The following is a 19333-nucleotide window of genomic DNA, read 5'->3' as shown; positions in this document are numbered from 1 at the left end:
GAAAGGAGGTATTCTAATGATTCAAACCGAAAGCCGAATAAAAGTTGCTGATAATTCAGGTGCAAGAGAGTTATTAGTTATCAGGGTATTAGGCGGTACTAATAAAAAGTATGCTAATATTGGAGATATAGTAGTTTGCTCTGTTAAGAGCGCAACACCTGGAGGAGTTGTTAAAAAAGGAGAAATAATTAAAGCTGTAGTTGTAAGGACAAAACACGGTGTAAGAAGAAATGATGGTTCTTATATTAAATTTGATGACAATGCAGCTGTTATTATAAAAGACGATAATAATCCTGTAGGAACCCGTATTTTTGGGCCTGTAACCAGAGAGTTGAGAAGAGGAAATTTCATGAAGATAATATCCTTAGCACCAGAAGTACTATAGGAGGAGGTGTAGAGCATGCATGTAAAGAGCGGAGATACTGTAATAGTCATTTCTGGAAAAGACAAAGGTAAAAAAGGCAAAATATTAAAGGTATTTCCTAAGGAAAATAGAGTAATAGTTGAAGGAATAAATATGATTACTAAGCATATGAAAGCCCAAGGGCCAACACAACAAGGTGGAATAATTACTAAAGAAGGTCCTATAAATGCTTCAAAAGTTATGTATTATTGTGAGAAAGATAAAACTGGAGTTAGAGTAGGTCATAAATTTTTAGAAAATGGTTCAAAGGTTAGAACTTGTAAAAAATGTGGAGAAATTCTAGATAGATAATTGGCTATTGAAAGGAGGTAATAGGAATGACTTCCAGATTAAAAGAGAAATACCAAAACGAAGTTATACCAGCTTTAATGGAAAAATTTCAGTATAAAAATGTTATGGAAGTTCCAAGACTAGAAAAAATAGTAATAAATATGGGTGTAGGAGAAGCTAAAGATAACCCAAAGGCTTTAGAATCTGCTGTAAAAGAAATGGAACTTATTTCAGGCCAAAGGCCAATAGTAACTCGTGCAAAGAAATCTATTGCTAACTTTAAATTACGTGAAGGAATGAGTGTAGGCGTAAAAGTAACCCTAAGAGGAGAAAAAATGTACGACTTTTTAGATAAACTTATGAATATTTCATTGCCAAGAGTTAGAGACTTTAGAGGAGTAAATGGTTCCTCTTTTGATGGTAGAGGAAACTATGCACTAGGTATAAGGGAACAATTAATATTCCCTGAAATTGATTACGATATGGTAGAAAACATTAGAGGGTTAGATATAGTAGTGGTTACAACTGCTAATACAGATGAAGAAGCCAAGGCGTTTTTAGAGTTTATGGGTATGCCCTTTAGAAAATAAAGAAGGAGGGAAAAAATTTTGGCAAAAAAATCGATGATCGCTAAGCAGAAAAGAAAAGCCAAGTTTAGTACAAGAGAGTATAATAGATGTAAAATATGTGGTAGACCTCATGGGTATTTAAGAAAATATGGTATATGCCGTATCTGTTTTAGAGAATTAGCATATAAAGGCCAAATCCCCGGAGTTAAAAAAGCAAGCTGGTAGTATTAAGGTTATGAAAGGAGGTAGCTAAATATGATGACTGACCCAATTGCAGATATGTTAACAAGAATAAGGAATGGAAACAACGCAAAGCACGATTCTGTTGATATTCCTGCCTCAAACATAAAAAAAGAATTAGCTCAAATTTTATTAGATGAAGGGTTTATTAAAGGATTTGATGTAATAGAGGACGGAAAACAAGGGATTATAAGGGTTGAATTAAAATATGGAAACTATAATGAAAAAGTCTTAAGTGGAATTAAGAGAATTTCAAAGCCTGGACTAAGAGTTTATGTGAAGAATGATGAGATCCCAAGAGTATTAGGTGGGCTTGGAATAGCAATCCTTTCAACATCAAAAGGTATAATGACTGATAAGGATGCAAGAAAAGAAGGTATAGGTGGAGAAGTTATTTGTTATGTATGGTAACAGAAAGCTTAATCTACAGGAACAGGAGGTGCACTTATGTCAAGAATAGGATTGAAACCAATAGACATCCCAAGTGGAGTTGAAATTAAATTAGATGATAAGAATCATATGGAAGTTAAGGGGCCTAAAGGTGTAATACAAGAACAATTAAGCCCAGATATGGAAATTAAAATCGAAGAAAACCAAATATTAGTTAATCGTCCAACGGAAAATAAAAGACATAAATCACTACATGGATTAACTAGAACATTAATTGCCAATATGATCGAAGGAGTAACCAACGGTTATACAAAAAAACTAGAAATCCAAGGAACTGGATATAGAGCGCAGAAGCAAGGTAATAAACTAGTTTTAAATTTAGGTTATTCTCATCCAGTAGAATTAGAAGATCCAGAAGGAATTGAAGTAGAAGTACCTGCAGCTAATCAAATTGTAGTTAAAGGCATTAATAAACAACAAGTTGGCAATTATGCAGCAGTAATTAGAGATTTTAGAAAACCAGAACCTTATAAAGGTAAAGGAATTAGATACGCTGACGAATTCGTAAGACGTAAGGTTGGTAAGACTGGTAAGTAGAAGGGAGTGAGTAGGATTGCTAAAAAAAATCAAAAAAAATGAAATGAGAAAGAAAAGACATATAAGGGTTAGACAAAAAGTTTATGGAACTCCTGAAAGACCTAGGTTAAATATATATAGAAGCAATAATCATATATATGCACAGGTTATTGACGATGTAGACGGTCATACTTTAGTATCAGCTTCAACATTAGACAAAGAACTAAAAGCAAAGCTATCTTCAACTCATAATAAAGAAGCAGCTAAACTCGTAGGTGAATTAGTTGGGAAAAGAGCTTTAGACAAAGGAATCAATGAAGTAGTCTTCGACAGAGGTGGATATATCTACCACGGAAGAATAAAAGAACTTGCTGAAGGTGCTCGTGAAGCTGGTCTGAAATTTTAAGAGAAGGAGGGGAATAAATGGAACGTTCATATATAGATCCAAATGAGTTAGATTTAAAAGAAAGAGTTGTAAGTATTAATCGTGTAACTAAAGTTGTAAAAGGTGGTAGAAACTTTAGATTTAGTGCTCTTGTAGTAGTAGGAGATGAAAACGGTCATGTTGGTGTAGGTATGGCGAAGGCTCTTGAAGTCCCAGAAGCTATAAGAAAGGCTATTCAGGATGCTAAGAAACATATTATAGAAGTTCCCCTTGTAGGAACTACTATACCACATGAGATTGTTGGTATCTTTGGAGCGGGAAGAGTTTTACTTAAACCATCTAAAGAAGGTACAGGAGTTATTGCTGGTGGAGCAGTACGTGCTGTTTGTGAGTTAGCCGGTATTAGAGATATAAGAACAAAATCTTTAGGTTCAAACAATCCTAGAAATGTTGTTAATGCAACAATGGAAGCTTTAATCAATTTGAAAAAGGCTGAAGATGTTGCAAGATTAAGAGGAAAAACTATAGATGAAATATTAGGTTAGGAGGGGAGTATAATGGCTAAGATAAAAATTAAACTGGTTAGATCCATTATTGGTAGACCAGAAAAACATAGAAAAACCATAGAAGCTCTTGGACTTAGAAAGATTGGCCAGGTAGTAGAAAAAGACGATACTCCTCAAATCAGAGGTATGATAGCTCTAGTAGACTACATGGTTGAAGTTATAGAATAATTTTAGAGGAGGTGTACCTATGAAACTAAATGATTTAAGACCACAAGTTGGAGGCGGAACTCAAAAACGTAAAAGAATTGGTAGAGGTATTGGTTCTGGCCATGGTAAAACTTCTGGAAAAGGACATAAAGGTCAAAAATCAAGATCTGGTGGTGGTGTAAGACCTGGTTTTGAAGGTGGTCAAATGCCATTAATCAGAAGGTTGCCAAAGCGAGGATTTACAAACATATTCGCTAAGGAATATGCTATTATAAATGTGAATGATTTAAATAGATTCGAAGATAACACTGTTATTACGCCAGAATTACTAATAAATGAAGGTGTAATTAAAAGAGGCAAAGCTATAGATGGTGTAAAAATATTGGGTGATGGAGATATAAATAAAAAACTCACTGTAAAGGCCCATAAGTTTAGCAAAATGGCTGCTGAAAAGATTGAGGCTGCAGGGGGAAAGGTAGAGGTGATATAAATGCTTTCAACCTTGAGAAATGCCTGGAGGATACCAGATATTAGAAAAAGAATCATCTTTACTTTACTAATGCTTCTAGTTATTAGATTAGGATCAAGTATTCCAGTTCCATATATGGATAAAAACGTTATTAGCCAGATATTTGAAGCAGGGCAAGCGGGAGTATTAGAGTTTCTTGATTTAATGGCTGGTGGAACCTTTAGTAACTTTAGTATATTTGCATTAAACATTTATCCTTATATTACTGCTTCCATTATTATCCAGCTTCTTACAATAGCTATTCCAAGATTAGAGGAAATAGCTAAAGAAGGTGAAGAAGGAAGAAAGAAAATGGCCCAATGGACCAAATATGGAGCCGTAGTATTAGCGATAATACAGGCAATTGGTACGACTTTTGGATTCTTTAATAGGGCTCTTGTTGCTCAAGGCGCATTACAAACTGCCATAGTTATAATATCCTTAACAGCAGGCACCACATTTTTAATGTGGATAGGAGACCTTATTACTGACAGAGGTATTGGTAATGGTATATCCCTCATTATCTTTGTTGGTATTATATCAAGGCTTCCTTCTCAATTTGTAAAATCTATTGAATTAGTACGAGTTGGGGCATTAAGTATAGTTAGATTGATTCTGTTTGGAATAGCTGCTTTGGTAATAATTGCAGTAGTTGTAGCGTTACAAGAAGGAGAACGAAAAATACCAGTTCAATATGCCAAGAGGGTTGTAGGTAGAAAGATGTACGGTGGGCAAAGCTCCCATATACCTTTAAAGGTGTCTATGGCAGGGGTAATTCCTGTTATATTTTCTACCTCATTATTAGCCTTCCCACAAACAATAGCCCTTTTCTTTAAGGGAGAGCCATCAGCATGGATAACGAAGTATTTGACGGTTCAAGGTAATGTGGGTATATGGGTTTATTCGATCCTCAATGTGCTTCTAATTATTTTCTTCACTTATTTTTATACGGCTGTTCAATTTAACACAGTTGAATATGCGAAGAATTTACAACAGTATGGTGGATTTATACCAGGAATTAGACCTGGAAGGCCAACTTCAGATTATTTAAATAAAGTAATATCAAGAATAACCTTTGTAGGCGCTATGTCTCTAGCTTTAATAGCTTCATTGCCAATTATTTTATCTCATTTATTTAAAATGAACATCAACTTTGGTGGAACAGCTATAATAATAGTGGTGGGAGTAGCCCTTGAAACTGTAAAACAAATTGAATCACAAATGTTGATGAGACATTATAAAGGGTTCTTGAAATAAACTATAGGGGATGATTTATTTGAGATTAATTTTACTTGGGCCTCCTGGTGCAGGCAAAGGTACTCAAGCATCAGCTATAGTGAAGAAATATGATATTCCCCATATTTCTACAGGAGATATTTTTAGATCCAATATAAAGATGGGTACAGAACTGGGAAAAAAAGCAAAGACTTATATGGATAAAGGTCTATTAGTGCCAGATGAATTAGTAATTTCAATTGTTAAAGATAGATTAGCTAAAGATGATTGTAAAAATGGATTCCTTTTAGATGGATTCCCAAGAACTCTTAGCCAAGGAGAAGCTTTAGATGAGGAATTAACTTATATGGGACTAAAATTGGATAGGGTAATAAATATAGAAGTAGAGAAAGAAGTATTAATTGAAAGAGCTATAGGGAGAAGAGTTTGTAAAGACTGTGGTTCTACCTATCATATTAAGTTTAGCCCTCCTAAGCATAAGGACATATGTGATAATTGTGGTGGTGAACTTTTCCAAAGAGATGATGATAAAGTAGAAACTATAGAAAATAGAATTCAAGTATATCTTAAACAAACTAAGCCTTTAATTGATTATTATATGAAAAAAGGGTTAATATTAAATGTAGATGGAACTAAGCCAATAGATTTACTTTTCCAAGATATAGTAGATTCTTTAGAAAAATAATTTTAGAGAAAGGCGTTGGCCTTTCTCAGTTAGTTAATATGACAGCTCATCTATTATATCGATAAAGAGGTGAACTCAATGGATTCAACTAATGACATAACCATTGGACAGGTGGTTAAGTCAAGAGCTGGTCGAGATAAAGGCAATATTTTCTTGGTATTGAGCGTTGTTGATGATAAACATGTTTTAGTAGTAGACGGTAATTTGCGAAAACTTGATAAACCCAAAAAAAAGAAGGTAAAACATCTAACTGTCTATAATACTGTATTACCAGAATTAAAATATAAATTAGATAACAATATGAAAATAAATAATGCTTATATTAGAAAATTGTTAGAACCTTTCAATAAAAGTTTTTAAAATTGTTCAAATAGGAGGTTCGATAACTGGATGTCTAAAAAAGATGTTATTGAAGTAGAAGGTACGGTAGTAGATGCCTTACCAAATGCTATTTTTAAAGTAAGGCTAGAAAATGGTCACGAAATTTTAGCGCATATTTCTGGAAAGTTAAGGATGAATTATATCAGAATACTTCCTGGAGACAAAGTGACAGTTGAATTATCTCCTTATGATTTAACAAGGGGAAGAATAACCTGGCGAAACAAGTAGCATAGGAGGGATTTAGGTGAAAGTAAGACCATCAGTGAAAAAGATGTGTGAAAAATGTAAAGTTATCAGAAGAAAAGGAAGAGTTATGGTAATTTGTGAAAATCCAAAACACAAACAAAAACAAGGTTAAAAAAGATTTTACGTTTATTTTAAATTAATATAGAACGCGGCTGCATACTTTATTAATTGATACCATTAGGAGGTGTAAATAGTAATGGCTAGAATTGCAGGTGTTGACTTACCAAGAGATAAAAGAGTAGAAATTGGTTTAACTTATATCTATGGGATAGGTAGGTCTAGATCAAATGAAATATTAAAACAAGCAAATGTAAACCCAAATACAAGGGTAAAAGACTTAACAGAAACTGAAGTTAATACTATAAGAAATATCATTGATAATTACCATGTTGAAGGGGATTTAAGAAGAGATATTGCTTTAAATTTAAAGAGATTAAGAGAGATAAATTGTTATAGAGGAATTAGACATAGAAGAGGACTTCCAGTAAGAGGACAAAGAACTAAGACCAATGCAAGAACAAGAAAAGGTCCAAAAAGAATTATTGGTAAAAAGAAGTAAAAGCAGATAAAGGAGGGAAGGTAATTGGCAGCTAAAAAAGCTAAATCGACTCGAGTTAGAAGAAGAGAACGTAAGAATATAGAGAGAGGTCAAGCCCATATTTCATCAACATTTAATAATACTATGGTAACTTTAACAGATTTACAAGGAAACGTCATATCATGGGCAAGTGCTGGGCAGTTAGGATTTAGAGGATCAAGAAAATCTACTCCTTTTGCAGCCCAACAAGCAGCAGAAGAAGCAGCAAAGAAAGCTATGGAACATGGTTTAAAATCTGTTGAAGTTTATGTAAAAGGGCCTGGCTCAGGAAGAGAAGCAGCAATAAGGTCTCTTCAAGCAACAGGATTAGAAGTAAACTTAATTAAGGATGTTACTCCAATTCCACATAATGGTTGTAGACCACCAAAACGTAGAAGAGTTTAATATAGGAGGTGTGAATAGATGGCTAGATATACAGGTCCTGTATGTAGATTATGTCGTAGAGAAGGACAGAAATTATATTTAAAAGGAGATAAATGTTATACAGATAAATGCCCAGTTTCTAAGAGAAACTATGCTCCTGGACAGCATGGGCAATCAAGAAAGAAAGTAACTGAATACGGATTACAATTAAGGGAAAAACAAAAAGTTCGTAGATTTTATGGAATACAAGAATCACAGATGAGAATGTATTTCAATAAGGCAGACAAAATGGCAGGAATAACAGGGGAAAACCTGCTTAAACTATTGGAGCTTAGATTAGATAATATTGTATTTAGACTGGGTTTTGCCTCATCAAGAGCTGAAGCAAGACAGCTTGTTAGACATGGACATTTTACCGTAAATGGTAATAAAGTTGATATACCATCATCTATTTTAAAAGTTGGAGATGTTATTCAAGTAAAGGATAGAAGCAAAAATAGCCCTAAATTTAAAGAATTTGTTGAAAATCATAGAGGTAATACAGTTAGATGGTTAGAAGTTAGTCCTGAGGAATATAGGGGTAGAATTGTAGCTGAGCCAGCTAGAGATGATATTGATATTCCAGTAGAAGAACATTTGATTGTAGAGTTATATTCTAAATAATATCTGTAATAGAATCAGTCACCCTCGTCCTTTGATAATAATATATATAAGGAGGGTTAATGTTAATGATAGAAATTGAAAAACCAAGAATAGAGATTATTGAAGTGAGTGAAGATAACACTTATGGAAAGTTTGTAGTAGAACCCCTTGAAAGAGGATATGGTACTACTTTGGGGAATAGCTTAAGACGCATACTATTATCCTCACTACCAGGAGCAGCTGTATCCTCTATAAAGATTCAAGGGGTATTACATGAGTTTTCAATAGTACCAGGTGTATTAGAAGATGTTCCAGAAATGATATTAAATATAAAAGGTATTGCTGCTAAAATGTATACTGATGAACCTGTTACTTTACGCCTAGAGGCTGAAGGCGCTCAAGTAATAACAGCAGGCGATATTATTACTACTCCTGATGTGGAAATTTTAAATAAGGATCATTATATAGCTACAGTGAATGAGGATGGTAAGTTATATATGGAGCTTGAGATGATAAAAGGAAGAGGGTATAATGTTGCTGAAAGGAATAAAAGAGAAGGTCAATCAGTAGGGGTAATACCTATAGACTCTTCTTTTACCCCTGTAGAAAAAGTCAACTTTTTAGTTGAAAATACAAGGGTCGGGCAAATAACAGATTATGATAAATTAACTCTTGAAGTATGGACTAATGGTACTATGAAACCTGAAGAGGCAACTTCCTTAGGGGCTAAGATACTTACTGAACATTTGAATCTATTTATTGGGCTAACGGATCATGTAAATAATGTGGAAATAATGGTAGAAAAGGAAGAAGATAAAAAAGAAAAAGTATTAGAAATGACAGTAGAAGAATTAGACCTCTCAGTAAGATCTTATAATTGTCTTAAGAGAGCTGGAATCAATACAGTAGATGAATTGACTCAAAAAACAGAAGAGGATTTAATGAAAGTAAGAAATCTAGGTAAAAAATCTCTTGAAGAAATTCAAGAAAAACTTGCAGAATTAGAGTTATCATTAAGGAAAATAGATGAATAGCAAGGCATGAAGGAGGGATGGATATGGCTACATTAAGAAAACTTGGTCGCCCTACAGATCATAGAAAAGCAATGTTAAGAAATCAAGTAACCAGCCTATTGAAGTATGAAAGAATAGAAACCTCTGTTACAAGAGCAAAAGAAACAAGAAGAATGGCTGAAAAAATGATTACCCTTGGCAAAAGAGGAGATTTACATGCTAGAAGACAGGCATTAGCATATATATATGATGAAGATGTAGTTAAAAAACTATTTGATGAAATTGCACCAAGATATTCGGATAGAAATGGCGGATATACTAGGGTTCTAAAACTAGGTCCTCGTAGAGGAGACGGCACAGAAATGGCCATTTTAGAGTTAGTATAAAGGGTAGGGGATTAAGTAGAGAAGACCTTTGGTCTTCTAAGATAATTACTTAGTCCCTTTTTTTCAATTTACAATCTATGATTGATAATGGATAATTGCAGGGGCACCTCTTGGCCTTAGTAAGACCTAAGAACTGTCATTCTGAAGCGAAGTATAAAAAACTAAGGCTATCAGTTCTAAAACTAGGTCTAAAAAATTGTCAACTGTCAATCGTCAATTGGTTTTAGTTGTCAATTGACAATCTTTGTGTTATATTAGATATTGTAAATAATTGAAAGCTAGGAGATAAAAATGTCAGAAGAAATGATAAAGATAGATAATGTAACATATGAATATAGTTCCATTGGAGAAGATAGTCAATTAATGGCGGTTAAGGATGTAAGTATTTCTGTTAAGAAGGGTGAGTATTTAGTTATTCTTGGTCACAATGGGTCAGGCAAATCTACATTAGCAAAGCTTATGAATGGATTATTGTTACCTACTAAAGGAAATGTGTATGTAAATAATATGAATACAAAAGATGAAAGTAAAATATGGAATATAAGAGAAACTGCCGGTATGGTTTTTCAAAATCCAGATAATCAAATAGTAGCAACTATTGTAGAAGAAGATGTAGCCTTTGGACCAGAAAATCAAGGAGTATCACCCTTGGAAATAAGGAAAAGAGTAGATGAAGCCTTAAGAATAGTTGAAATGACAGAATATAAAAAACACGCTCCCCACCTACTTTCAGGAGGTCAAAAACAGAGAGTAGCTATAGCAGGGATATTAGCTATGGAACCAGAATGTATAATATTAGATGAACCTACAGCCATGTTAGACCCAACTGGAAGAACTGAAATAATGAGTACAATAAAGAAATTAAACAAAGAAGAAAAGAAGACTATTGTTCACATAACCCATTTTATGGATGAAGCAGTAGAAGCAGATAGAATATTAGTAATGGAGCGAGGAGAAATAGTTATGGAAGGGACTCCTAGACATATATTTAGGCAAGTAGAAAAGGTAAAAAATCTTGGTTTAGATGTTCCACAAGTAACAGAATTAGCTTATGAATTGAGGAAGGAAGGCATTAATATTCCTATTGATATATTAACTATAGAAGAATTGGTGAAAGCTCTATGATTATAAAATTAGAAAATGTCAATTATATATATAACCCTAATACACCTTTCGAAAAGAAAGCCCTAGACGGTATAAACTTAAGTATAGATGAAGGGGATTTTATCGGGTTGATAGGACACACAGGATCAGGCAAATCAACTTTAGTTCAACATTTAAATGGTCTTATGAAGCCCACTTCAGGAAAAGTAATAGTTGATGGAGTAGATATAGGTGCTAAAGATGCAAATTTGAAGGAAGTTCGACAAAAAGTTGGCTTAGTATTTCAATATCCAGAGCATCAATTGTTTGAAGAAAGTATATATAAAGATATAGCCTTTGGTCCTAAGAATTTAGGGCTAAAGGAAGAAGAAGTCAATCTAAGGGTTCAAAAAGCCATGGAATTAGTAGATTTAGATTTTCACATACTAAAAGATAGATCACCTTTTGAGTTAAGTGGAGGACAAAAAAGAAGGGTAGCTATAGCAGGAGTATTAGCAATGAAGCCAAAAGTACTAATATTAGATGAACCTACAGCTGGATTAGATCCAAGAGGTAGGGATGAAATATTAGGAAGGCTAGAAAAACTGTACCAGGAAGGGATAACTATAATTTTAGTTTCTCATAGTATGGAGGACATAGCTAGGCTAGTAAATAGAATAGTAGTTATGCATAGAGGGAAAATCGCTATGGAAGGAAAGACAAGAGAAGTTTTTAATCAGGCAGAAGAGTTAGCAAGGTTAAATTTAGGAATTCCTCAGATTACATCTTTTATGCGGGAATATAAGAAAAGAGGAAATCAAGTTGAAGATTCAGTATTAACAGTAGAAGAAGCAAAAAATGAGATAATAAATTATTTAAGGAGAAGAGGAAATGCTTAAAGATATTACAATAGGGCAATATTTTCCTGGGGATACGGTTATTCATAGATTAGACCCTAGGATCAAAATTTTAATTATAATAATGTTTATAACATCGCTGTTTTTTATTAGATCATTTCCGCCATATTTGCTTATTTTAGCCTTTATACTTTTTTCAATTTGGTTATCAAAAGTACCTTTTAAATATGTATTAAAAGGGTTAAAACCACTTATGTTAATAATAGGTATTACATTTATTATAAACGTTTTACTAACTAAGGGTGAAGTATTATTTGAAATAGGACCATTAACCATTACTAAAGAGGGGCTTAGTCAGGCTGTGTTTATGGCTTTGCGGCTTATATTTTTAATTACTGGGACTTCTTTGCTCACTCTTACAACATCACCTATATCATTAACAGATGGAATAGAAAAGCTTTTATCGCCTTTTAAAAAAATTGGTCTTCCAGCTCATGAATTAGCTATGATGATGACAATAGCTTTAAGATTTATTCCTACTTTGTTAGAAGAAACGGATAAAATCATGAAAGCTCAAATGGCAAGAGGAGCAGACTTTGAAAGCGGAAATATTATCAATAGGGCCAAGAATTTAGTACCATTGCTAGTACCATTATTTATAAATGCTTTTAGAAGAGCAGATGAATTAGCTATAGCAATGGAAGCTAGATGTTATCGTGGTGGTGAACATAGAACTAGATTAAATGAGTTAAAGTTAAATAGGCAAGATATATTGGCTATAATCTCTATGTCTATTTTCTTTGGTTTTATTATCTCTAATAGATATATAGGATTTATATAAGAGGTAATACAATGGTTAATGTTAAACTTACTATCCAATACGATGGTACTAACTATTGTGGTTGGCAAAAACAAAAAAATGGTAATACTATTCAAGAAGAGATAGAAAAAGCAATTATGCTAGTTACTGGTGAAAAGGTTGATTTAATTGGTTCGGGAAGAACTGATAGTGGAGTCCATGCTAAAGGCCAAGTAGCAAATTTTTTGACTAACTCAAATATACCAGTAGATAAAATTAAATTTGCATTAAATAGTAGACTTCCCAAAGATATAAGCATAATTGAATCAAGAATTGTAGATGAAAACTTTCATTCTAGATACGATGCCATTGGAAAAAGATATAAATATATTATTTATAACAATCAAGTTAGAAACCCACTTTACAGGAACTTTGCTTACCATGTACCTTATTCTTTAAATTATAAGGAAATGCAAGAGGCTACCAAGTATTTTTTAGGTTCTCATGATTTCTCTGCTTTTATGGCATCAAATAGTGCCGTAAAAACAACTATTAGAACTATTAATAAAGTAACTTTAGAAAGAATAGAAGATTTAACAATATTTACTATTGAAGGAAATGGATTTTTATATAATATGGTAAGAATAATTATTGGGACTATAGTGGAAATAGGTAGGGGAAAATTAAAGAGTAGTGGTATTCCCGATATAATACATTCGAAAGATAGGAGGATGGCAGGTCATACTGCACCTCCTCAAGGACTTTATCTAGAAAAAGTTTTTTATAATCTATAATAAATATAGGACCTATTTCACTTATAAAATATTACAAAGAATTTTTACTGTAAAATACGTATTGACATTGATATTACCTTGTATTAGAATATATAAGAGTGTTTTAAAAAGCCCCGGAACTTTTTATAACTACAATTCAACGCTGGAATAAGGAGGGAATAAGATGAAGAGCTATATGGCTAAACCAAATGAAATTGATAGAAAATGGTACCTGATAGATGCAGAAGGGAAAGTGCTAGGTAGATTAGCGTCAGAAGTGGCTTCAATATTGAGAGGTAAAAACAAACCTATATATACACCTCATGTTGACACTGGGGATTTTGTAATTATAATAAATGCAGACAAAGTAAAATTGACTGGAAAGAAATTAGATCAGAAAGAATATAGATATCATACAGGTTATCCAGGTGGATTAAAATCTGTACCTTATAGAAGAATGATGGGTAAAAATCCAGAAAAGGCTATTCAATTAGCTGTAAAAGGAATGCTTCCAAAAAATAGTTTAGGAAGACAAATGTTTAAAAAATTAAAGGTTTATAGTGGACCTGAACATAATCATGAAGCTCAAAAACCGGAAATATATGAATTTTAATTATGCCTTAAGAAGGGAGGACTGTAAGTGGCTAATGTACAATATATAGGAACTGGAAGAAGAAAGACTTCAGTAGCTAGAGTTAGATTAATTCCAGGTTCTGGAAATATCACTATAAATAAAAGGGATATAGAAGAATATTTTGATTATGATACATTAAAAGTTCTTGTTAAAGAACCTCTAGTTATAACCGATACTTTAGATAAATATGATGTATTTGTAAACGTAAAAGGTGGTGGCTTCACTGGTCAAGCTGGAGCTATTAGGCACGGAATATCAAGAGCTCTAATAAATTCTGATGAAGAATTAAAGCCTGTATTAAAAAAGGCAGGATTCTTAACTAGAGATCCAAGAATGAAAGAAAGAAAGAAATACGGTCTAAAGAAAGCGAGAAGGGCACCACAATTCTCAAAGAGATAAAACAAAAAACACTGGACTATCCAGTGTTTTTTTTAATGCTAGGAATATGGACAATCTCATAAACAATATATTTCTGTATGGGAGGGATTATATGAAGATCTTTTTTATTGAAAGAAAAAGTCTGCATATGTTTATATATATTGTTTTGATTTCCATAATTATTTTTACTTTATCTAAGAATAAAGTAAAACCTGTTTCCTATATTCCAATAAACAATAAAATTATAGGTATTGACCCAGGACATGGAGGGGTAGATCCTGGTGCAATTGGTATCAGCGGTACTAAAGAGGATGAGATAAACTTAAAAATCGGATTGAAACTTAAAAGATTTATTGAGCAAAATGGGGGCAGGGTTATTATGACCAGGGAGACGAAGGATGGGCTATATACAAAAAAATCTAAAAGTTTAAAAGAGATGAAAACGGAAGATCTCCATAATAGGAAGAAAATAATAGAAGAAGCCGATTGCCATGTATTTATAAGCATTCATTTGAATAGTTTTAAAGAATCCAAATATTACGGAGCCCAAACCTTTTATAAAAAGAATGATGAGGAGAGCAAATTATTAGCCTCCTATATTCAAGATGAGTTGAGAGACGTTCTAGATAAAGATAATAACCGGTTGCCACAAGAGAATGAAGATATATTCTTACTAAATGAGATAAATATGCCCTCCGTTCTTATTGAATGTGGATTTCTATCAAATCCCAGGGAAGAAGAACTACTTAGTAGAGACCAATATCAAGAAAAAATAGCTTGGGCTATTTATATAGGAATTATGAAATACTTTAGTCAAAAAAGTGGAGAATATAGTTTCTAATGTGGATAACCTTTGTGGACAAATGTTAAAAGTGTGGATATTAATATATTATGTAAAGAAATAGTTTATTATGGTTTATATTATGCCGAAAATAATGTTTACATAAGTTATCCACTTCTAATTGTGGATAATGTGGATAAGGTGGATAACAAAAAAAGAGGCTTTAAATAAAAATATTTAAAATAATATGTGAAAAAAAAGACAATTTCTCATTGTTTCTTTAATAACAATATTGCATTCTTGACTCTTCTCTTGTATAATAAAGTCGATGAGACTTTTTAAAATCCTTTTTTTTCAAACAATTATATGTGATTTAAAAAGGATTTTAGGGCAATATAATATGTGTAAAATCAAATGTTAAATTGAGGAAGGAGTGGTAAAATGGTAGCAAAGAAAACTCCACTTTACGACGAGCATGTAAAGCTTGGGGGAAAAATAGTTGATTATGCAGGGTGGTTCCTTCCAGTACAATACGAAGGTCTAATTCCAGAACACGAAGCAGTAAGAAATACAGCAGGATTATTTGATGTATCACACATGGGGGAAATAGTAGTAAAGGGTAAAGATGCATTAGCTTATTTACAGTACTTATTAACAAACGACATTAGCTCTATTGAAACAGATCAAATAATTTACACTTTCATGTGTTATCCTGATGGAGGTGTAGTTGATGATTTTCTAGTCTATAAGTATGGAGAAGAAGAATACTTACTTGTAGTCAATGCTGCTAATACGGACAAAGATTTTAAATGGATGATTGACAATAAGAAAGATTTTAACATCATTATAGAAAACAAATCAGATCAAATAGGAGAAGTAGCAATTCAAGGTCCGAAGTCAGAAAAAATATTACAAAAACTTACCGAAACAGATTTATCAAGTATTAAACCTTTCCATTTTAATAGAAAAGTTAATATATCGGGAGTAGAATGTATGGTTTCTCGTACTGGCTATACTGGAGAAGATGGGTTTGAAGTATATGCACCAGCAGAAGGAATTGCAAAGGTATGGAATGAAATATTAGATGCAGGTAAAGAAGACGGTATTAAGCCTACAGGTCTAGGATGTAGGGATACACTTAGATTTGAAGCAGGAATGCCTTTATATGGAAATGAGATTTCCAAGGATATTACACCATTAGAAGGTGGATTAAAGTTCTTTGTTAAATTAGACAAAGAAGAAGACTTTATAGGTAAAGAAGCTCTTAATAAGCAATGGAAAGAAGGCTTAACTAGAAAAGTTGCTGGATTTGAATTGCTTGAAAGAGGTATACCTAGAGAGGGCTATGAAGTGTATAAAGAAGGTAAAAAAATTGGTCATGTAACAACAGGATATATGTCACCAACTTTGAAGAAGAGTATAGGAAATGCTTTAGTAGATATCAATGAAATTGAATTAGGAAATGAAATAGATGTAATGATTAGAAATAGACCTGTAAAGGCTAAAATAATTAGCAGAAAATTTTTAAAGAAATAAATAATATAAGATAATTAAGGAGGGCTAAATAATGAAAGTAGTACAAGGTTTATATTACACAAACGACCATGAGTGGTTAAAAGTTGATGGAGATGAGGCTTACGTTGGATTAAGTGATTATGCACAAGATCAATTAGGAGATATTGTTTACGTAGAATTACCAGAAATTGATGATGAATTTGCAAAAGAAGAAGTTTTTTCAGCAGTAGAATCAGTAAAAGCAGCTGCAGACGTTTTCATGCCAGTAGATGGTAAGGTTACAGCTGTAAATGAAGAACTTCTAGATGATCCAGCATTAATAAATCAAGATCCATATGAAGCTTGGATTGTAAAAGTTGAGTTAACAGATAAATCCCAATTAGATGAATTGATGACAGATGAAGAGTACGAAAAGTTTTTAGATGAGGAGGTATAAAGGAATGTATCCTTACATCCCAAACACTCAAGATGATGAAAAGAGGATGTTGGAGTATATTGGATTTAATAAGATTGAAGATCTATTTAGTGATATTCCAGAAAACGTCAAACTAAAAAGAGAACTAAATCTTAAACCATCTATGTCGGAATTAGAAGTTTCTAGAAATCTAATAGAATTATCCAAAAAGAATATTTCAACAAGCCAAATGACATGTTTTTTAGGGGCCGGGGCATACGACCATTATATCCCATCAATAGTTGGGCATATTACTTCAAGAAGTGAATTTTATACATCCTATACTCCATATCAAGCGGAGATTAGTCAAGGTACTTTACAATATATTTTTGAGTACCAAACTTTAATAGCTGATTTGACGGGAATGGATGTATCTAATGCTTCTCTATATGATGGAGGAACTGCTATAGCCGAAGCAGCATTTATGGCTGCAAATATAACTAGGAAAAATCAGATATTAATCTCTAAGACTGTTAATCCTGAATCCAGACAAGTATTAAATACTTATGCTCATCTTCAAGGAATAGAAATAATCGAAATTGATGATGAAAATGGAGTAACAGACCTTGAACAATTAAAGAGCCAAGTATCTGATAAAACAGCAGCTGTCATAGTTCAAAGTCCAAACTTTTTTGGCATAATAGAAGATTTAGAAGCTATAGGTGAAATAGCTCATAGCCAAAAAAGAACCCTATTTGTTACATCTGTGGATCCAATTTCTTTAGGAATACTTAAATCTCCTGGATCTTTAGGAGCAGATATAGTAGTAGGAGAAGGCCAACCATTGGGTATTCCATTACAATTTGGTGGACCATACCTTGGATTTATGGCAGTAAATAAAGCTCATATGAGAAAATTACCTGGAAGAGTTGTTGGAGAGACTATAGACGAAGATGGAAACAGAGCATTTGTACTTACATTACAAGCAAGGGAACAACATATAAGAAGGGAAAAAGCCACTTCTAATATTTGTTCAAATCAAGGTATAAACACATTAGCTGCTGCAGTATATCTTACTACTTTAGGCAAAAAAGGCTTAAGGGAAGTAGCTACTCAGGCTGCACAAAAAGCTCATTATGCATTTAATGAGATAACAAAATCTGGTAAATATAAACCTTTATTTGATAAGCCATTCTTTAAAGAGTTTGCAGTGACCAGTGATATACCTGCAGCTAATATAAGCAAAGGCTTATTAGAGGAGAATATACTGGGAGGCTACTCGTTAGAAAAATATTATCCCCAATATAACAATGGAGTACTCTATGCAGTCACAGAAAAAAGGACAAAAGAGGAAATTGATAAATTAAGTTCTGTATTGGAGGGGATAAAATGAGAAAATATGATAAATTAATATTTGAATTATCTAGGCCAGGAAGAAAAGCTTATAACCTTCCGGAAAATGATGTGGAAGATATAGCTATAGATGAATTAATTCCTGCTGAATATTTAAATAATGATGAATTAAACCTTCCAGAAGTAAGTGAAGTTGATATAATAAGACATTATACAAATCTTTCAAACAAGAACTTTGGTGTAGATACAGGATTTTATCCATTAGGCTCTTGTACAATGAAATATAATCCAAAGATAAATGAAGATATGGCAAATCTTGATGGTTTTAAAAATCTTCATCCTTATCAACCTGAAGAAACAGTGCAAGGTGCATTAAAGTTAATGTATGAATTAGACAAAGCTTTATGCGAAATAGCTGGTATGGATAAAATGACATTACAACCAGCAGCAGGAGCTCATGGAGAGCTTACAGGATTAACACTGATAAAAGCTTACCATGAAAATAGAGGAGATACTAAGAGGACTAAAATAATTGTACCTGACTCTGCCCATGGTACCAATCCTGCTTCAGCTGTAATGGCAGGTTTTGATACTATTGAGATAAAATCCACTGAAGAAGGACTTGTTGATGTAGAAAGCTTAAAAGCAGCTTTAAGCGATGAAGTTGCTGGATTAATGCTTACTAATCCAAACACTCTTGGATTATTTGAAAGAGAAATTAAGGAAATTGCAGACTTAGTGCACGAAGCTGGTGGATTATTGTACTATGATGGTGCTAATGCCAATGCCATCTTAGGCCAGGCAAGACCTGGAGACATGGGATTTGACGTAGTGCATTTCAATATACACAAAACATTCTCCACACCACATGGTGGAGGAGGACCAGGTAGTGGACCAGTAGGAGTAAAAAGTATTTTATTAGACTTTTTACCAACTCCAACAGTAGAAAAGGATGGAGATAGGTATTATCTAAACTATGATGTACCTCATACTGTTGGAAGGATGAAAGACTTTTATGGCCATTTCAATATAATGGTTAGAGCCTATACTTACATCCTAAGTATGGGTAAAGATGGACTAAAGAAAGCAAGTGAAATGGCGGTTCTTAATGCCAACTATTTAGGCCATAGACTAAAAGACC

General features: G+C 33.1%; 31 protein-coding genes. All 31 read left to right on the top strand.

Annotated elements, in window-relative coordinates; translation table 11 throughout:
- Positions 1-16 precede the first annotated feature (16 nt).
- A complete protein-coding gene (gene rplN / locus C3E89_RS06770; protein WP_005583195.1) occupies positions 17-385 on the top strand; it encodes a 50S ribosomal protein L14 in 369 nt (122 codons plus the stop codon).
- Positions 386-400: 15 nt separating this feature from the next.
- The gene (gene rplX, locus C3E89_RS06765; RefSeq protein ID WP_236911700.1) at positions 401-715 is read left to right on the top strand and encodes a 50S ribosomal protein L24; all 315 of its coding nucleotides are present in this window, start codon (positions 401-403) and stop codon (positions 713-715) included.
- Between the two features lie 26 nt (positions 716-741).
- Positions 742-1284 carry a 50S ribosomal protein L5 gene (gene rplE, locus C3E89_RS06760; RefSeq protein ID WP_236911699.1) on the top strand — a complete coding sequence of 181 codons (543 nt, stop codon included), beginning with the start codon at positions 742-744 and terminating at the stop codon, positions 1282-1284.
- An 18-nt stretch (positions 1285-1302) separates the two neighbouring features.
- Positions 1303-1488 carry a type Z 30S ribosomal protein S14 gene (locus C3E89_RS06755; RefSeq protein WP_236911698.1) on the top strand — a complete coding sequence of 62 codons (186 nt, stop codon included), beginning with the start codon at positions 1303-1305 and terminating at the stop codon, positions 1486-1488.
- A 30-nt stretch (positions 1489-1518) separates the two neighbouring features.
- A complete protein-coding gene (gene rpsH / locus C3E89_RS06750; protein WP_236911697.1) occupies positions 1519-1914 on the top strand; it encodes a 30S ribosomal protein S8 in 396 nt (131 codons plus the stop codon).
- 36 nt (positions 1915-1950) lie between these two features.
- A complete protein-coding gene (gene rplF / locus C3E89_RS06745; protein ID WP_236911696.1) occupies positions 1951-2490 on the top strand; it encodes a 50S ribosomal protein L6 in 540 nt (179 codons plus the stop codon).
- 43 nt (positions 2491-2533) lie between these two features.
- The gene (gene rplR / locus C3E89_RS06740; RefSeq protein WP_442870608.1) at positions 2534-2875 is read left to right on the top strand and encodes a 50S ribosomal protein L18; all 342 of its coding nucleotides are present in this window, start codon (positions 2534-2536) and stop codon (positions 2873-2875) included.
- A gap of 17 nt (positions 2876-2892) precedes the next feature.
- Entirely contained in the window at positions 2893-3399 is a 507-nt protein-coding gene (rpsE, locus tag C3E89_RS06735) for a 30S ribosomal protein S5 (protein WP_236911694.1), read from the top strand.
- A gap of 12 nt (positions 3400-3411) precedes the next feature.
- Positions 3412-3588 (top strand): 50S ribosomal protein L30, encoded by a 177-nt coding sequence (rpmD, locus tag C3E89_RS06730; protein ID WP_236911693.1) that lies wholly within the window; start codon positions 3412-3414, stop codon positions 3586-3588.
- 19 nt (positions 3589-3607) lie between these two features.
- Entirely contained in the window at positions 3608-4057 is a 450-nt protein-coding gene (rplO, locus tag C3E89_RS06725; protein ID WP_236911692.1) for a 50S ribosomal protein L15, read from the top strand.
- Entirely contained in the window at positions 4058-5332 is a 1275-nt protein-coding gene (gene secY / locus C3E89_RS06720; RefSeq protein ID WP_236911691.1) for a preprotein translocase subunit SecY, read from the top strand.
- Positions 5333-5351: 19 nt separating this feature from the next.
- Entirely contained in the window at positions 5352-5996 is a 645-nt protein-coding gene (locus C3E89_RS06715; protein ID WP_236911690.1) for an adenylate kinase, read from the top strand.
- Positions 5997-6074: 78 nt separating this feature from the next.
- Positions 6075-6356 carry a KOW domain-containing RNA-binding protein gene (locus tag C3E89_RS06710; protein WP_236911689.1) on the top strand — a complete coding sequence of 94 codons (282 nt, stop codon included), beginning with the start codon at positions 6075-6077 and terminating at the stop codon, positions 6354-6356.
- A 30-nt stretch (positions 6357-6386) separates the two neighbouring features.
- On the top strand, positions 6387-6605 hold the full coding sequence (gene infA / locus C3E89_RS06705) for a translation initiation factor IF-1 (protein WP_005583211.1): 219 nt from the start codon (positions 6387-6389) through the stop codon (positions 6603-6605).
- Between the two features lie 16 nt (positions 6606-6621).
- Entirely contained in the window at positions 6622-6735 is a 114-nt protein-coding gene (gene rpmJ, locus C3E89_RS06700) for a 50S ribosomal protein L36 (protein WP_025640191.1), read from the top strand.
- A gap of 84 nt (positions 6736-6819) precedes the next feature.
- Entirely contained in the window at positions 6820-7182 is a 363-nt protein-coding gene (rpsM, locus tag C3E89_RS06695; protein WP_236911688.1) for a 30S ribosomal protein S13, read from the top strand.
- 24 nt (positions 7183-7206) lie between these two features.
- Positions 7207-7605 carry a 30S ribosomal protein S11 gene (gene rpsK, locus C3E89_RS06690; RefSeq protein WP_236911687.1) on the top strand — a complete coding sequence of 133 codons (399 nt, stop codon included), beginning with the start codon at positions 7207-7209 and terminating at the stop codon, positions 7603-7605.
- Between the two features lie 18 nt (positions 7606-7623).
- Positions 7624-8247, top strand: a complete 624-nt coding sequence (gene rpsD, locus C3E89_RS06685; RefSeq protein ID WP_236911686.1) for a 30S ribosomal protein S4 — start codon at positions 7624-7626, stop codon at positions 8245-8247.
- A gap of 65 nt (positions 8248-8312) precedes the next feature.
- Positions 8313-9260 carry a DNA-directed RNA polymerase subunit alpha gene (locus C3E89_RS06680; RefSeq protein ID WP_236911685.1) on the top strand — a complete coding sequence of 316 codons (948 nt, stop codon included), beginning with the start codon at positions 8313-8315 and terminating at the stop codon, positions 9258-9260.
- A gap of 23 nt (positions 9261-9283) precedes the next feature.
- Positions 9284-9625 carry a 50S ribosomal protein L17 gene (gene rplQ / locus C3E89_RS06675; RefSeq protein ID WP_236911684.1) on the top strand — a complete coding sequence of 114 codons (342 nt, stop codon included), beginning with the start codon at positions 9284-9286 and terminating at the stop codon, positions 9623-9625.
- Positions 9626-9916: 291 nt separating this feature from the next.
- Positions 9917-10750, top strand: a complete 834-nt coding sequence (locus tag C3E89_RS06670; RefSeq protein WP_236911683.1) for an energy-coupling factor transporter ATPase — start codon at positions 9917-9919, stop codon at positions 10748-10750.
- Complete coding sequence (locus C3E89_RS06665) at positions 10747-11607, top strand: energy-coupling factor transporter ATPase (protein WP_236911682.1); 861 nt, start codon at positions 10747-10749, stop codon at positions 11605-11607. The genes C3E89_RS06670 and C3E89_RS06665 overlap by 4 nt, the downstream gene beginning before the upstream one ends.
- Positions 11600-12406 (top strand): energy-coupling factor transporter transmembrane component T family protein, encoded by an 807-nt coding sequence (locus C3E89_RS06660; RefSeq protein ID WP_236911681.1) that lies wholly within the window; start codon positions 11600-11602, stop codon positions 12404-12406. The genes C3E89_RS06665 and C3E89_RS06660 overlap by 8 nt, the downstream gene beginning before the upstream one ends.
- An 11-nt stretch (positions 12407-12417) precedes the next feature.
- Entirely contained in the window at positions 12418-13158 is a 741-nt protein-coding gene (truA, locus tag C3E89_RS06655) for a tRNA pseudouridine(38-40) synthase TruA (RefSeq protein WP_236911680.1), read from the top strand.
- Positions 13159-13321: 163 nt separating this feature from the next.
- Positions 13322-13750, top strand: coding sequence for a 50S ribosomal protein L13 (gene rplM / locus C3E89_RS06650; protein ID WP_236911679.1), 429 nt, complete (start codon positions 13322-13324; stop codon positions 13748-13750).
- Positions 13751-13777: 27 nt separating this feature from the next.
- A complete protein-coding gene (gene rpsI, locus C3E89_RS06645; protein WP_236911678.1) occupies positions 13778-14170 on the top strand; it encodes a 30S ribosomal protein S9 in 393 nt (130 codons plus the stop codon).
- A gap of 91 nt (positions 14171-14261) precedes the next feature.
- Positions 14262-14990, top strand: a complete 729-nt coding sequence (gene cwlD / locus C3E89_RS06640) for an N-acetylmuramoyl-L-alanine amidase CwlD (RefSeq protein ID WP_236911677.1) — start codon at positions 14262-14264, stop codon at positions 14988-14990.
- A 381-nt stretch (positions 14991-15371) separates the two neighbouring features.
- Complete coding sequence (gene gcvT / locus C3E89_RS06635) at positions 15372-16466, top strand: glycine cleavage system aminomethyltransferase GcvT (protein WP_236911676.1); 1095 nt, start codon at positions 15372-15374, stop codon at positions 16464-16466.
- A 31-nt stretch (positions 16467-16497) separates the two neighbouring features.
- A complete protein-coding gene (gene gcvH, locus C3E89_RS06630; protein WP_236911675.1) occupies positions 16498-16881 on the top strand; it encodes a glycine cleavage system protein GcvH in 384 nt (127 codons plus the stop codon).
- Between the two features lie 4 nt (positions 16882-16885).
- Positions 16886-18232, top strand: a complete 1347-nt coding sequence (gene gcvPA, locus C3E89_RS06625) for an aminomethyl-transferring glycine dehydrogenase subunit GcvPA (protein WP_236911674.1) — start codon at positions 16886-16888, stop codon at positions 18230-18232.
- Positions 18229-19333: aminomethyl-transferring glycine dehydrogenase subunit GcvPB (gcvPB, locus tag C3E89_RS06620; RefSeq protein WP_236911673.1), on the top strand; the 1105-nt coding region annotated here is incomplete at its 3' end. The genes gcvPA and gcvPB, both read left to right, overlap by 4 nt.

It is taken from the genome of Clostridium sp. Cult1 (genome assembly GCF_021655095.1).
GTDB lineage: Bacteria > Bacillota > Clostridia > Tissierellales > Tepidimicrobiaceae > Schnuerera.
This window is presented reverse-complemented; position numbering and strand designations above follow the sequence as displayed.

Excerpts from the sequence above, each read along its gene's own strand:
- C3E89_RS06670 (WP_236911683.1), top strand. The coding sequence starts at position 9,917 with ATGTCAGAAGAAATGATAAAGATAGATAATGTAACATATGAATATAGT.
- cwlD (WP_236911677.1), top strand. The coding sequence starts at position 14,262 with ATGAAGATCTTTTTTATTGAAAGAAAAAGTCTGCATATGTTTATATAT.
- gcvPA (WP_236911674.1), top strand. The coding sequence starts at position 16,886 with ATGTATCCTTACATCCCAAACACTCAAGATGATGAAAAGAGGATGTTG.
- C3E89_RS06665 (WP_236911682.1), top strand. The coding sequence starts at position 10,747 with ATGATTATAAAATTAGAAAATGTCAATTATATATATAACCCTAATACA.
- rplM (WP_236911679.1), top strand. The coding sequence starts at position 13,322 with ATGAAGAGCTATATGGCTAAACCAAATGAAATTGATAGAAAATGGTAC.
- rplF (WP_236911696.1), top strand. The coding sequence starts at position 1,951 with ATGTCAAGAATAGGATTGAAACCAATAGACATCCCAAGTGGAGTTGAA.
- C3E89_RS06680 (WP_236911685.1), top strand. The coding sequence starts at position 8,313 with ATGATAGAAATTGAAAAACCAAGAATAGAGATTATTGAAGTGAGTGAA.
- rpsM (WP_236911688.1), top strand. The coding sequence starts at position 6,820 with ATGGCTAGAATTGCAGGTGTTGACTTACCAAGAGATAAAAGAGTAGAA.
- secY (WP_236911691.1), top strand. The coding sequence starts at position 4,058 with ATGCTTTCAACCTTGAGAAATGCCTGGAGGATACCAGATATTAGAAAA.
- rplO (WP_236911692.1), top strand. The coding sequence starts at position 3,608 with ATGAAACTAAATGATTTAAGACCACAAGTTGGAGGCGGAACTCAAAAA.
- C3E89_RS06710 (WP_236911689.1), top strand. The coding sequence starts at position 6,075 with ATGGATTCAACTAATGACATAACCATTGGACAGGTGGTTAAGTCAAGA.
- rpsD (WP_236911686.1), top strand. The coding sequence starts at position 7,624 with ATGGCTAGATATACAGGTCCTGTATGTAGATTATGTCGTAGAGAAGGA.
- rpsE (WP_236911694.1), top strand. The coding sequence starts at position 2,893 with ATGGAACGTTCATATATAGATCCAAATGAGTTAGATTTAAAAGAAAGA.
- rpmD (WP_236911693.1), top strand. The coding sequence starts at position 3,412 with ATGGCTAAGATAAAAATTAAACTGGTTAGATCCATTATTGGTAGACCA.
- C3E89_RS06660 (WP_236911681.1), top strand. The coding sequence starts at position 11,600 with ATGCTTAAAGATATTACAATAGGGCAATATTTTCCTGGGGATACGGTT.
- truA (WP_236911680.1), top strand. The coding sequence starts at position 12,418 with ATGGTTAATGTTAAACTTACTATCCAATACGATGGTACTAACTATTGT.
- rpsH (WP_236911697.1), top strand. The coding sequence starts at position 1,519 with ATGATGACTGACCCAATTGCAGATATGTTAACAAGAATAAGGAATGGA.
- rplN (WP_005583195.1), top strand. The coding sequence starts at position 17 with ATGATTCAAACCGAAAGCCGAATAAAAGTTGCTGATAATTCAGGTGCA.
- rplQ (WP_236911684.1), top strand. The coding sequence starts at position 9,284 with ATGGCTACATTAAGAAAACTTGGTCGCCCTACAGATCATAGAAAAGCA.
- rplR (WP_442870608.1), top strand. The coding sequence starts at position 2,534 with ATGAGAAAGAAAAGACATATAAGGGTTAGACAAAAAGTTTATGGAACT.
- rplX (WP_236911700.1), top strand. The coding sequence starts at position 401 with ATGCATGTAAAGAGCGGAGATACTGTAATAGTCATTTCTGGAAAAGAC.
- infA (WP_005583211.1), top strand. The coding sequence starts at position 6,387 with ATGTCTAAAAAAGATGTTATTGAAGTAGAAGGTACGGTAGTAGATGCC.
- gcvH (WP_236911675.1), top strand. The coding sequence starts at position 16,498 with ATGAAAGTAGTACAAGGTTTATATTACACAAACGACCATGAGTGGTTA.
- gcvT (WP_236911676.1), top strand. The coding sequence starts at position 15,372 with ATGGTAGCAAAGAAAACTCCACTTTACGACGAGCATGTAAAGCTTGGG.
- rplE (WP_236911699.1), top strand. The coding sequence starts at position 742 with ATGACTTCCAGATTAAAAGAGAAATACCAAAACGAAGTTATACCAGCT.